Annotated in this window: 11 protein-coding genes; all 11 read right to left on the bottom strand. The window is 63.3% G+C overall.

The genetic code is table 11. The features are described from left to right. Positions 1 to 52: 52 nt before the first annotated feature. The gene (locus tag LZ012_RS09180) at positions 53 to 1,054 is read right to left on the bottom strand and encodes a hypothetical protein (RefSeq protein ID WP_275709968.1); all 1,002 of its coding nucleotides are present in this window, start codon (positions 1,052 to 1,054) and stop codon (positions 53 to 55) included. After that, positions 1,033 to 3,801: a cytochrome c3 family protein gene (locus LZ012_RS09175; protein ID WP_275709966.1), complete on the bottom strand. Its 2,769-nt coding sequence runs from the start codon at positions 3,799 to 3,801 to the stop codon at positions 1,033 to 1,035. Before LZ012_RS09175 ends, LZ012_RS09180 begins: the two co-directional genes overlap by 22 nt. Next, entirely contained in the window at positions 3,794 to 4,876 is a 1,083-nt protein-coding gene (locus LZ012_RS09170) for a 6-bladed beta-propeller (protein ID WP_275709964.1), read from the bottom strand. The genes LZ012_RS09175 and LZ012_RS09170 overlap by 8 nt, the downstream gene beginning before the upstream one ends. Further along, positions 4,873 to 5,814, bottom strand: coding sequence for an NHL repeat-containing protein (locus LZ012_RS09165; protein WP_275709962.1), 942 nt, complete (start codon positions 5,812 to 5,814; stop codon positions 4,873 to 4,875). The genes LZ012_RS09170 and LZ012_RS09165 overlap by 4 nt, the downstream gene beginning before the upstream one ends. A gap of 22 nt (positions 5,815 to 5,836) precedes the next feature. Continuing rightward, complete coding sequence (locus LZ012_RS09160; protein ID WP_275709960.1) at positions 5,837 to 6,235, bottom strand: c(7)-type cytochrome triheme domain-containing protein; 399 nt, start codon at positions 6,233 to 6,235, stop codon at positions 5,837 to 5,839. Further along, positions 6,232 to 6,789, bottom strand: a complete 558-nt coding sequence (locus LZ012_RS09155; protein WP_275709958.1) for a c(7)-type cytochrome triheme domain-containing protein — start codon at positions 6,787 to 6,789, stop codon at positions 6,232 to 6,234. The genes LZ012_RS09160 and LZ012_RS09155 overlap by 4 nt, the downstream gene beginning before the upstream one ends. 52 nt (positions 6,790 to 6,841) lie before the next feature. Beyond that, positions 6,842 to 7,759 (bottom strand): hypothetical protein, encoded by a 918-nt coding sequence (locus LZ012_RS09150; protein ID WP_275709956.1) that lies wholly within the window; start codon positions 7,757 to 7,759, stop codon positions 6,842 to 6,844. A 52-nt stretch (positions 7,760 to 7,811) separates the two neighbouring features. After that, positions 7,812 to 8,840, bottom strand: a complete 1,029-nt coding sequence (locus tag LZ012_RS09145; RefSeq protein ID WP_275709954.1) for a c(7)-type cytochrome triheme domain-containing protein — start codon at positions 8,838 to 8,840, stop codon at positions 7,812 to 7,814. Positions 8,841 to 8,851: 11 nt separating this feature from the next. Beyond that, positions 8,852 to 9,268 (bottom strand): c(7)-type cytochrome triheme domain-containing protein, encoded by a 417-nt coding sequence (locus LZ012_RS09140; RefSeq protein WP_275709952.1) that lies wholly within the window; start codon positions 9,266 to 9,268, stop codon positions 8,852 to 8,854. 54 nt (positions 9,269 to 9,322) lie between these two features. Further along, positions 9,323 to 11,659, bottom strand: a complete 2,337-nt coding sequence (locus LZ012_RS09135) for a hypothetical protein (protein WP_275709949.1) — start codon at positions 11,657 to 11,659, stop codon at positions 9,323 to 9,325. Positions 11,660 to 11,727: 68 nt separating this feature from the next. Continuing rightward, positions 11,728 to 12,783 carry a peptidylprolyl isomerase gene (locus LZ012_RS09130; RefSeq protein WP_275709947.1) on the bottom strand — a complete coding sequence of 352 codons (1,056 nt, stop codon included), beginning with the start codon at positions 12,781 to 12,783 and terminating at the stop codon, positions 11,728 to 11,730. Positions 12,784 to 12,851 lie beyond the last annotated feature (68 nt).

Here is a 12,851-nt window from a genome sequence, read left to right as displayed (position 1 = left end):
CAGGACAATCCATGCAAGCCCGATGCCAGCCTTATCCCAAGCCGATCTCGGCTCAGGCGTTCCAGGGACGGGCGGTAAACTTCCGCCAGAAATGCCAGGCCAAAGCCAGCACGGCAATAGCCGCGGCGCCCAGCAACCAGTGCATGGTCCGATCCCAAGCCACCTGATAGCCCATCCAGGTGCGCAAACCCAGATAAGTCAGGCGCCCGCCCGGCAAATCGAGATGGACGATACCCTGATCGCCGGGAATTTCCCAGCGCTGCTGGCCTTGGCGGACGACCACAACGTAACGGGCCGGCAGGCGGAACTCGCCCCCCGCTTCGGGCACCGGCTCATCGTCGAACTGCAATGCGGCCCACACCGGCTCGGCGCTCCCCGGCAGCGACCACTGCCGCGCCTGGGTCAGTGCATTGGCCGGGTAGCTCGGCAGATTGACCGAACCGCGCATGGGCTCGCCCCGCTCCGGCTGCCAGCCGAACATCAGGGCAAAACCCTTGGTCCAGTTGGCGTAAAAACGGTAATGGTTGCGGATCAGCGGCGTATGGTCGCCGATCACCGCCTGCTGCACCTTCCCGTTCTCGTCCATCCAGCCGACACGGTTTTCGGTACCCAGGCGGACCGGCCCCGGGGCGTAACGGATACGGGTTCCCAGGTTGGTGAAGGCGGCCTGATCGACGCCCAGCGGGTGCCAAGGGCCGGCATCGACCTCGACGAACTCGCCGGTAAACGATTCTCCCTCGACCACCTCGGCCCGCCCCTTGAAATAGGTCAGCCGGCCGACGGCGATCAGGATCACGATCGCCAGCAAGGCGAGATGGAAGATCATCAATGGCGCCTGCCGGCGAAAATGGCGATTGGTGGCAATCGCCGCCAGCAGGTTGATCGACAGCAGGGACAGCGAAATGATCAACCAGGGGCTGGTCCGCACCTCGTTGAAATAAGCCAGCACGATGCTGCCCCCGAGAAAAACGAAGATGATCAAGGTCAGCTTGAGCGAAGCCAGCATGGGCAGGAAGCCCCGCTCGCCGAGCTTCAGTTGCTGGGTCCGCTGCACGTGCTGGTCATCCAGTTCTTGCCGGTACCGGTCGTATTCGAAGCGCTGGCGCCATTGGCGCTGGTAATCAGGTTCGCTCCGGATTTGCTGCGCGAACCGCAATTGGTATCCGACCAGCTGCCGCTGGCGGCAAAGGTGTTCACTTTCAGCTTGGAATACAGGTAGTACGGCTCTTTCAAATAGTAGGAGCCGTTGCCGTTGATCGCCACCTCCTTGCTGCTGCCGGCTCCGAGACCGGCCTCCTCGCCCACGTCGTTCAGATTGACCAGCAGGGCCTTGTTCTTCCAGCCATGCGGGACGGCGACGTGGCACCAGGTGCAGTACAGCTTCTGGATGCGGTCGATATGGTAGTTGTGCAGGTTGCCCTTGCCGCCGCCGTAGAAGCCGGACTTGCGCCCGGTATCGTTGCGCGTCGTGTAGTTGCTCGAGTCGTGGCACTTGAAGCACAGCATGTTGGCCGTCTCGCCGCTATCGCGCCCGGTCGCCCCCATGCCGTTGCCCCACACGCCTTTCAGGATGAAGTTGTTGTTGGAGCCATGCGGCCCCCACGGATTGTTGTTGTCCGGGATGACCGACTGGTTCGCCGCGACGCCGGAACCGTGGCAGTCGGTACAGTACATGGTCTGGGTGCCCACCGCATTGCTCCACGGGGTCAGCCAGGGGTTGCCGGTCATGCCGCGCGCCGCGGTCGTGCGCCCGGTGGCGGCCATCACCGGATGCCACGAACGGTGATTATTGTTGTTGCAGTTCGCATCGACACAGCCGCCGTCAGTGCCGACGTTCAAGGGTTCGCCGGCATGGGCAATCGGTGCCTGGAACTCCTTGGCCATGTTGGTGTACATCGTCAGCCCATTGGTCGTCGTCGGCGTACCGCCACTGGCGGAATTCAGGATGGGACGGTTGCCGCCGGTGCTGACATGGCTGTTGTTGTCGGTGTAACCGTAATCGGAGTGGCACTTGAGGCAGATCTGGTATTCCCGCGTCACATAGGTTTCGCTGACCAAGGTACTGCTGCTGGCCCCCGGATCACCGCGCTTGACCGTATAACCGGTGGGCAGGGCGTGGAAGGAGGCACTGCCGTAGCTCGGCTCGACCCCCCAGGAGCCGCGCAGCACGCCGGAAATGATGTTGCTGTGCGTGTACCCGGCGGCATTGGTGTGTTTGTGGGCGCCGCCCCCGGTATTCCGGCCGGCCACCGTATCGTTGGTATTGCCCACGCCAAGCGCCCCGGGCAGGCCGTTCTGGGCCTTGATGACGCGATGCGGATTGTGGCAGTCGGTGCATTCGACATGGCGGTTGTTCAGATTGCCCAGCCCGAGCTTGCTGCGCGGCTCGATGAAGTCCTTGCCGCACTTCGAGCCGGCCGTCGAGCAGTCGATGAAGGCTGAGTCGTTGCTGAAATTGCTGTTGATGTCGTGCGGCTCGGATGCATTGCCGCCGCCACCGCCGGTGGTGCCTTGCGCCGCGGTAGTGATCGGCATGCGGCGGGCGAGCAGGAAATCCGAGCGGATATTGGGCACGGTCACGTTGGCCTGCAGCGTGCCGTTGGTGCCGCCGTCGTGGCACTGGTAGCAGGTTTCCTCCAGCGCTGCGGTATTGCTCCCGCCCGGCTTCGCGGCGGCGCTGGTCAACACCCCCTCGTTGGTGCCTTCGCGCAACAGGCGGCGCGTGCCGGCGACCGAATGGGTATCGTGGCAATTCAGGCAGGCGGCCTTCCAGACCGGCAGATTGCGCGGGAATTCGCGGCGATCGGCATGGGTGTCGCTGTACAACTCGTTGGCCACCAGCGAATTGGCATGCGCCGAGAAGGCCCACGCCGAACCGCCCTTGTCATGGCAAGCCAGACAGATGATGTCGCCGGCGTTGTCGGTCGTGTTGTAGCCGCTGACGCTCGGCGGATCCTGATGCTGGAAGCGATTCAGGCGCAGGAATTTCTGGTTGCCCACCGTCGTGTCGGTCTCCCGGATGTGCGGATCGTGGCAGGTCGCACACTGAATCTGGGCCAGATTGGCGCCGGCCTCGCCGGTCGTTTCCAGCTTGAGCTTCGGCTTCGACGTCGTGGTCCGCACCCCGATCAGGGTCGGGTTCAGGCTCGGGGTGCGCAGTTCGCCATCGCGCGCCGCCAGCGTGTCATTGTAGGAAATGGAAATCGGATGGTCGTTGGTCAGGTCGGTGCCGAGGTAGCGGGTAAAGCCGGAATCCGTCCCGGAACCGGTCGGCATGGTGGTGCCGCCGGACGTCGCAATCACGGCCGTCCCTTGCGCCTGCCCGCTCTTGTCCAGCCCGTTGAGCACATTGACGTTGCCGACGGCGACCGTGCCGTCGTGGCAGGACAAACAGAGCTTGGAACTGCCGCCCGGCTGGTTCATGGTGTTCTGGACCTGCTTGGCATCGAGCGTACTGGAGTCGTACATCACGTAGCTCTGCGTATACCCGGCACCGGCCGCCTTGCGGTTCCACAACGGCGCGCGCGATGTCGAACCGCCGTGCGGCGTATGGCAGAACACGCAAATCTGCGTTTCGGTGCTGGCCTTGATGTTGCGGGTCGGCACCGAACCGGCCCCGGCGGTCGGATTGGTGTAGGCGGAATTGTCGGTAGCCGCGGACAGATTGTGCTTGGTCCCCCGGATGTCGGAAATGCGTGCCGCCTGCACTGTATCCAGGCCGTAGCGGAACAGCACCAAGACGGCAACGCAGAAATACAGCGCCAACTGCGCCGCGCGCGATGACAGCCGACGCTCACTCATCGCCATGCTCCCCTACGCCCCCCAGAAACTGAAACACGGAAATTCGCCCATTGAAGGTATCTGCCACAAAAACCCGGTTGCCCCGGTCTATCCAAACGCCGCCAGGCAGGTAGAAACTGCCTGCCGTCTTGCCTGCGCCCCCAATCGGAAGCAGAAACCGCGCCCGCTCATCGAAAATCAGCAGATGGTCGTAATACGATTCGATGACATAGAGATTGTTCTCGGAATCGACGGCGACGCCCTTGGGGCGCACCAGATTGCCCATCATGGTGCCGCGCTCGCCGACGATTTCCGGCGTGCCGTTTCCGTCCAGCGGAATCAGCTGGACCCGCGCATTCATCGTGTCCGAAACGACCAGGCGGTCGCGCGACAGGGACAGGAAGGTCGGGAAATTGAATTCGCCCGGCCCCTCGCCCCTTCTGCCTATGGTCCTCACCTGCCGGCCGGTCATGTCGAAGACCTTGATCTGGTGGGCCTGGGTATCCGAAACGTAGAGCAGGCCTTCCTTGGCGTCCCAGGCCAGGCCGGTGGGACGCTCGAGCACGCCGGAGTCGATGACCACCGTACCGTTGCCCTGCGGATCGAGGGAAAAGACCTGCTTGAGGTCGGCATCGGCGACAAACACCCTTCCCGCCGGGCCGAGGGCGATGCCGGTCGGCGACGCAAAGCGGCGGTAGCCCTTGGCGAATTCCCAGACATCGAGGCGACCGTTGGCCGGGTCGAACACGAAAACCGCCGCACGGCTGACATCGGTGATCAGGATCCGGCCGTTTTCGTCGACCACGCCGGATTGCGGACGTTGCAGGACGACCGCCTCCTGCCCTTCGAACAGGCCGGCGATCCACTTCAAGGCTTCGATGAAGACGTTTTTCTTCTTGCCCTCGCGCTCGACGAAATTCTGCTCGCCGGTCAGCTCGCCGACATAGACGTAACGCGGCACCTCTTCATCGCTGAGCGGCGGAAAATAGATTTTCTTGCCGGCCGTCACCTGCCCGGGATCGAAACGCATGACCAGCGGCTCGGAAGCGCACCCGGCCAGCAATAGAGCGAGCAATACGGCAGCGACTAACCTCATGCCCGCAGCCGGAAGGAGGCCACCCGACGACCGGCACCGTCGGCCACATAGAGGGTCTGCTGGGCAATGGACATGCCGCGCGGATCGTTCAGGCCGAGCGAGGCGAAATCGGCTTCGGCCAGCAAAGCCCCCTGCCGCCACAAGCGAATCTCGCGTTCGCGCATGTCGGCGACGGCCAGCCAGCCGTCGCCGGCGGCCAGCGCCGTGGCCTGGCCGATATCCTCGGCCATCACTTCCATGTTGCGCGAACCGAAAGTGTCGATGGCGGCGATGCACTGGCACGCCCGTCCGGCAATGTAGATGTTCGGACCATCCATGGCCATGGCCGTCGGCTGTTCCGGGATCAGGCCCTGCGGCATGACGACGCCGCCCCGGCCGTGTGGCATGATTTCCTCGAGACGACGCTGCACCTTGTCGAGGCCGTAATAGCGGCCACTGCCCGCATCGACGACGACCTCGTCATAGAACACGCCGCCGCCGAGCTGCGCGTCGATAGTCTGCAACAGGCGCCCGGTGCGGCTGACCCGGACCATAGGCGCGCTCATGCCATTGGCGACGGCGATCGTGCCGTCGGGTGCGGCGGCCAGGCGGGTCTGCTGGGTCACCCGCACGCCGCGGATCGTGTTCATGGCGTCGAGCATCGGGTCGTAGCGGAAAATGGCCTGCAGACCGGCATCGGCGATGAAAATGTCGCGCATCGGCGTGACCGCCACCGCCACCGGAAAAACGAACAGGGTCATCGCCCCCATACCGCCCATGTTGGGGTCGGGGAAGCCGGCTTCGTTGGCGCGCTGGGTGATGCGCCCGCCCTGATACGACTGGCCGGCGACCAGATGCCGGCTTTTTTCGGCAAAAGCCATCGGCGACAGCCCGCATGCGGCCCCGGTCAGCAATGCCTTGAGCAGGGTCCGCCGGGTGTGGTTTAACGTATCGCTCACCGCCTGGCTCGACCCTACGGATTTACCAGCGCCCTGGTCCAGAAGTCTCATGTCCACCAAATACCCCCGTCGGCAGGCCCGGCTTTCCCGAATGGCAGAGGTCGCAATTCTCGGGAGACCAGGCGATATCGTTATTGTGACAGGCACCGCAGAATTTCCCCTCGATGATGTCGGTCATCGTGATGGTATTGCTGCCAGCGCGCATTTTGAATCCTAGCTCAGCATGGCAGACCTTGCAGCGGAATCGGATGCGGTGGAACCAGTGCGGGAAAACCACCGGGCGCATGCCGTTCTTTTCGGCCTGGCGATTGATCACCACGTCGGCATATTCGGCCTGCGTCGTCCCCGGCACCACCATCAGCGAGAGCAGCACCAGGGACAGTATCCCGATCTTGCGCAGCACGGCATAGACGTGGCTCATTTCTGCCCCTGCCCGACGGCCTGGTGGATACGCGGATCGATACCGGGCGGGATGACCGGCTGGGTGTGCCCAGGGCGCGGAATGCTGTGGCAGCGGGCGCATTCGGTTAGCGGGAAGGCGACGGCGCCGTGGCAGACCCCGCATTGCTCCCCCTGCAGGATCTTGAACATCGAAATCTTGCTCCCCCCCGCCCGTTTGGCGAACAGGCCGTCATGGCAATTGACGCAATCCAGCCATTCGGTATGCGGGCGATGGGGAAAACGCACGGCCGGCATGCCGCCCTTGGCGTCCAGGATGACGTCGAGATCCAGCTTCTGGACGACGGTCTGCGGAAACAGTTTTTCACGCGGCCGGATTTCGCCCTTGTCCAGCACCTGCACCCAGCGCACCTGGTTGCCGGCGTGGTCGGGAGTCAGTCCTTGCAGCGCCTCGCGCGGCTGCTGCAGGATTTTGACGGCCCGCGAGCGCGGGTCGTGGATGCCGTCGTTGTTCAGCGGCAGCCATTCGCCAGCCCCGGCACTGCGCAACAGCAAAAAAAACAGCAAAAAAAGCACAAGCCCGGGGCTTGTGACACCCCGGGCCAGGCCTAGTACGGATCGAAGAAACTCAACCCGGAATATAGATACCGGCATTGCGGATCGCTCTGACCAGTTCGACGGTCGACTCCTCGAGCAGCTTGACCGCCTGAGCATGGTCGCGCTTGGCGGCGGCCGCTTCGGCCGACGAGCGCAATTCCTTGGCCCTGGCGACGAAGCCCTGGACCTGCTGGTCGAGCATGGGATTGCCGGCCCGCTTTTCCTCGACCAGAACCTTGATCAGCATCTGGTGCGTATCGTTGCGGTCGATCTCGTACTGGTATTCCTCTTCCTTGTTGGCAAAGTTGAGCGAACGCACCAGGGTGTCGCCACTGCGCAGCGAGCTGATCCCGGCCTTGGCAACCAGGTAGGCGCGATCGAGTTCGGCGCGCCCTTCCTTGTACTTGCCGCCCTGCGCCAGACGCGCGGCCTCGGCCACCGACTTGTCGATCTGGGCCACGGTTTCGCTGACGGTCTTGGAGGCGCTGCCCTTTTCGCTGGCGACGCGACGGTAGGCGCCGAGCAAGGCATTGACGCTGTCGAGACGCGCCCGGTAGTCGGCTTCCAGCTTCTTGGCCGTCACCTCTTCCGGTGCAGCCAGGCGCACGGCTTCGAAGAAGGCGGCACGCACTTCGGCCAGCTGGCTGTTGGCCTTTTCCAGATCGCCGGCATTGAGCGATGCCTTGGCCGACTTGTAGATTTCGCGAGCGCGGTCGCGACGGGCCAATGCCTCCGGCGCCTTGCTGCTTTCGACCTGGCGGGCGGCCGACGACGACTCGAGCAGCTTGCCGACCGATTCCATATTGAAGAGCAGCTGATCCTTGTCGATCTTGCCAGCCGACAAACGGGTCGCGGCGCTTTCCTGGGCGACGGCAGCCGGAGCCATGAGGCCCTGGCCGGCGGTCAGTGCCGCGGCAACCAGCCCGGCCTTGAGCATGAATTTTTCCATTGGTTTCTTTCCCTTCCAGGGGGAGCGCGAACCGCACTCCCCGCCGATCAAATCACTTGGTAGCGGCGACCGGGGTCGGCGCCTTCGCAATATCCTTCTTCTTCGAGTGGCAGTTGCGGCACTCGGAAACCGGGAAAGCCACCTTGCCATGGCAGACGCCGCATTTCTCGCCGAGCAGGATGGAAGCCATGCTGATGGCGTTGGCACCCTTCTGCGGCACGAAGATGGCCGGATGGCAGTTCGAGCAATCCAGCCACTCGGTGTGCTGCTTGTGCGGATAGACCACATCCGGCATCGAGCCCTTCACTTCGCGGACGATGTTCAGATCCATCACGATCGGCTCGGCCTTCGGATCAAGCCGGTCGTAACGCGGATTGATCTTCTTCTGCCCGATGGCTTCAACCCAGTTCACCCGATTGCCGGACGGTGCCTTGGGCAGCGCGCCGAAGGCGGCCAGCGGCGGCTGCAGGGCATGCGTGCCGTCATTCGCCGGATCGTGGATGCCGTCCTCGGGCGGCGGCAGGTTGCGCTTGCTCGCCGGCTTCAGCAGACGGTTGAAGGAGTTGATGTCGGCGGCCGAAACCTCGGTTGCGGCAACCGGCACCACCGGTGCGCTAGCCGCCACCGGAGCAGGTGCGGGAGCCGCCGCGGGGGCCGGCGCGGCCTTGGCTTCAGCCTTCTTCGCTTCCTCTCTCTTCGGCTCTTCCTTCTTGGCTTCAGCCTTCTTCGGCTCTTCCTTCTTGGGCTCGGCTTCCGGCTTGGCCGGCTTCACGTTGGCCGAGGCCAGCATGTAATCCACCGCCGCCTTGACTTCCGCATCGGGCAGGGTCATGTGGCCGCCCTTGGCCGGCATGCCCTTCGGCGTGCCGGTCAGGGCGCTTTGGTAGAGGCTGGCCAAGCCCTTCGCGGCGCGCGGCCCCCAGTCGGCCGCATTGCCCAGGCGCGGCGAACCGGCCAGGCCGGTGGCGTGGCAGGTCGAGCAGACCTTGGTGTAGACGTCCTTGCCGGATTGCTGGGCGAGTACCGGCAGGGCGAGACACAGACCGGCGACGATGGCGGTAATACGATTCGAGATTTTCATGGCTGTCTCCCTCACTTCTTCGCGCCAGAGGGCTGCGCCAGTTTCTGAACGGTGCTTTCATGAACCTGCGTCGGCGTATTCGGCTTGGCGGAGTGGCACAGGTTGCAGTTTTCGACGGACCAGGCGATGTCGCCGTTATGGCAGGCGCCGCAGAACTGGCCGTCGATGATCTTGACCATGTTGATTTCGTTGCCGCCCGCCTGGAACTTGAAGCCGAGGTCGGCGTGGCACACCTTGCAGCGGAAACGAACGCGGTGGAACCAGTGAGGGAAAACCACCGGACGCATGCCGGCGCCGTCCGAATAGTTGTTGATGACCACGTCGCCGTATTCGGCCTGGGCATCGTTGATATCCACGAACATGACTGTGGACAACACCAGGACCGCAGCGACTGCGATACTTGCCCTCAGTTTCGAGAGTATTTTCATTACACGACCTCTTGGTTTTTTATGCACTGAATCAGCCAGCCCGGCTCAGCGGAATCAGTACGAACCGATTTGCCGGGACACCTGGAAAAAGAGCAATGCATTTTTCTTGCCACCCACCTCGTTGTTGGTCAGCGAGAGACGGAAGTCGAGCAAACCGATGCGATATTCGAGGCGATTGGTCAGCGCGAAGCGGGCGCGATCGACCTCGCCATTGACGTTGCCGTAGAGACGGTCGTCGCGCAGACGGGTGTCGGCCGCGAAGTTCAGGGTGTAGCGCAGGCCGCGGACGCCGGCGAAGCGCATGTGGCTGTAGGCGGCCGAGCCGTTGAGCGTCATGTGCTGGGCGTTCTGGGTGACCGGGATACCGAAGGAATCGACGGTCTTGAAGCTCTGATCGGACCAGTTGAACATCAGGTTGATATTGGCCGACGAAACCTGGGAAAGCTGCCCCTGGCCGAAGAAACCGACATTCAGCACCTGATAGTGCTGCTCGAGATAGCCGGTGGTCCGAACATCGGAAACCATGGTGCTCAACGAACCGGAGAAACGCTCGGCCGCGCTCAGCCCGAGATTGGCCGAAACGGTGTGGGTCAGGGACTGCGTGGTGCCCACCAGTGCGCTGTTGACCACGTTGAGGGACTGCGAACCGTTGAAGGCCAGGGTTTGCCCCTCGCCCAGCGTGTAGATGCGCGACAGGTTATGACTCGCCTGGCCGCTGGTCATGGTGTTGGACGGCGTCGTCGCGACCGCACTTTGCCAGTTGGCGTTGGCCCCCGTATTCCAATTATAGGAAAATTTCCCAAAAGTGAGAGGGTTGCCGGTGTAGTTGATCGACGAGCCGAGTTGGGTCAGCGTCTGGCTGGGTCCCTTCGACTGGGTCAGCTGGTTCATCGAGCCGTTCGCCGACATCGACAGATTGTTCGAGAAACGATACATGCCGGACAGGTTGCCGCCGATCGACTGGGCGGAGAATCCTTCGCCGCCGAACTGGTTTTCCTGCGAGGTATAGCGCAAGCCGCCGTTCAAGGTCAGCGGCAGGTCGTCGAGATCCTCGAAGTCCGGCAGCCAGGAACCGTAGGTATAGAGCTGCAGGTATTGCCCGCGATTGGTCGCGGAGTCGCCGAATCCCGATGCCGTGCGGATGTCGCTATCGGTGTAGTTCATCGTCGCGCCGAGGTTCAGGGTGTCGCTGACGTTGGCGATATGCGCCGAATTCAGGCCGATCAGGCGCACGCGGTCATCCGTTCCGCTGCGCTGCCCCAGCGAGTAGCGCCCGTTGAGGGTGTTCTGGACGATCCCGGTCTGCGTCGAATAGCCGCCGGAAAGCGCCGTCACCTCGTCGCGGCGCCCGTTGGACGAATTGATCTCGCTGCGGTCGAAAATAACGTTGCCGCCACTGATACCGTCTTCCGAACGGAAATTCTGGCTCATGCCGTAGCGGTTATTGACGTAATCGTTGGTGACGATCGTGCCGCTGGCCCGGCTATCCGTACGGTCGAAATAGGCCCGGAACGGATAGCGGCTGCTGGAGAACATGTTCACTTCGCCGCCACCGACCACGTTGGCACTGCGATTGGAGTCCTCGCCTGACAACCCCGGGCTCTGGCTGCTCGTCGAAGTCGTGGTCAGGCCGATACGGCCGCTGACCCGGGCCAGCCACGGCGCATAGATGTAGCTGGACGCCGAAAGATTGGCGAATACGTTGTTGGAAGTCGATGAATACCCCGTATTGGTGGTGGTCTTCTGCAGGCCGTAGCCGAGGCTGCCGCCCCAGCGGATGGGCGGGATTTCCCAGCCGAAGGCACCAAAAGAGCTTGAGTCGGAGGTGCCTTGGCCACTACCCTGCCCACCACCAGAGGCAGGCGACCCGGTGGCGCCCGAGCCCGCGGCCATGGGCGCTGTGCCGCTCCCGGGAAATGCTTGCCCGGCCCGTGCCGGCTGGCCGATACCCGCCGCCCCTGGCAGCGGCAAGGAGAGTTCCCGCGATTGGCGAAGTTGTCCCGGCTGGTCCGGCACCGTCATCCACAGCGGTTCCTTGGCGCCGGGTTGCGGCGTCGACACCATCTGGCTAAGCCGCAACGGCAGTTCGACGTCGGCCGGCCATTCCTGGCGCGCGGCGCCAAGCATCGAGGTCATCCGTAGCGGCAGGCCGTCGTCCGGAACGTCGATTACCGGCTGGAGATTGCTCCCGGCCGGCAAACCCGACAGCAAGTCGCTGCGGCGCAGCGGGAAACCGCCGCCCTCGCCGCCCTGGCCGATATCGGCCAGCGCCGCCTGGACGGCGCCGACCATCACGGTCTCGCGCACCGGCGGCAGCGCCTCCGGCCCGGCTCCTTCAAGCGCCAGGCTATAGGGGGAAAAGGTCAACGCCCCGCCGGCCAGACCTGCCAACAGGATTCTGGAACCGGACGGACGCGCGCGAGTACCGGGTTTTCCCACCTTCTAGACGACCAAATTGACTATTTTTTTGCACCTTCACGCTGCTCCGTTGAGACAGCATGCATGAACTTGACGTCCGCCTTGGCGACCAATCGGTCGATCAGTTCTTTCCAGGCGGCGTCCTGACGTTCACGTACCAGCAAATCTCGTGCTCGCGTCGCGACATCGGCAAAATCCCGCGGCGTCGCGGCGAGACGATCGACCAGGCGGAAGATCGCCACCCCTTCCAGAGTGTCGATCGGTTCGTTGACCTTGTTGAGTTCGAACTGGTCGACCTTGGACTGGATGTTCTCCGGCAGCATGCCGCGATGCAGGTAGCCCATATCGCCGCTCTTCTCGGCATAGACGCTGGAGTGCAGGCGGGCCGCCTCTTCGAAGTCGGCGCCGTTCTGCAGACGGGCGTAGATGGCCCGCGCCTCGTCACGAGTCGCCTGCCAGGCCGTCGCCGGAGATGAGGGATCGACCGCCAGCAGGATCACCGCCAAGCGGATTTTCTCAGGTTCGGTAAAGAGGTTGCGATTCTTGTCGTAGAAGGCGCGCACCTCGGCATCCGACGGTTGCGGCACATCGCGCACCTGCTTGTCGAGCTGGGCGATCAGGCTCTGCTCGGAGAGCTGCTTGATCAGCCCGGGCAGCAGCATTTCGCGGTTCTGTTGCCACTGCGGGCTGTTGGTGTAGCGCTTTTCATAGCCAGCCAGGACTTCGTCGATCTGCGCCTGCTCCGGCGTGATATTGCGGCGCTCGGCCTCTTCGAGCAGGACGACCCGCTGGACCAGCTTGCTCTTGATCTCTTCGCGAACACCGGCCAGTTCGTTTTCCGGAATCTGGCCGTGATAAAACCGCTGACGGATCAGGGCGGTAAATGCGCCCTCATAGTCGGAAGTCGGAATCGCTCGCCCGTTGATCACGGCAAAGACGCGATCGTGCAGATCCTTGGCGGCTACCGGTTTGGTCTGCTCGACCTCCGGGGTGGCAGCGGGGTTGGTGGCGGCCTGGGCCCATGCCAGGGGCAAGCCGGACAAGCCGGCCATCAGGGCAAGTACATGGCAAACGCTGGCTCGGGATGTTGTTTTCACTGGACCATTCTCCTGAAAAGAAAAACGGGCCGAACACACTGCGTGTCGGCCCGCTTGCAAGGACACTT

Origin of the sequence: Dechloromonas hankyongensis (assembly GCF_022012295.1) — a bacterium.
Classification (GTDB): Bacteria; Pseudomonadota; Gammaproteobacteria; order Burkholderiales; family Rhodocyclaceae; genus Azonexus; species Azonexus hankyongensis.
The sequence above is the reverse complement of the archived record's forward strand: the minus strand, read 5'-3'. Positions and strand labels throughout refer to the sequence as shown.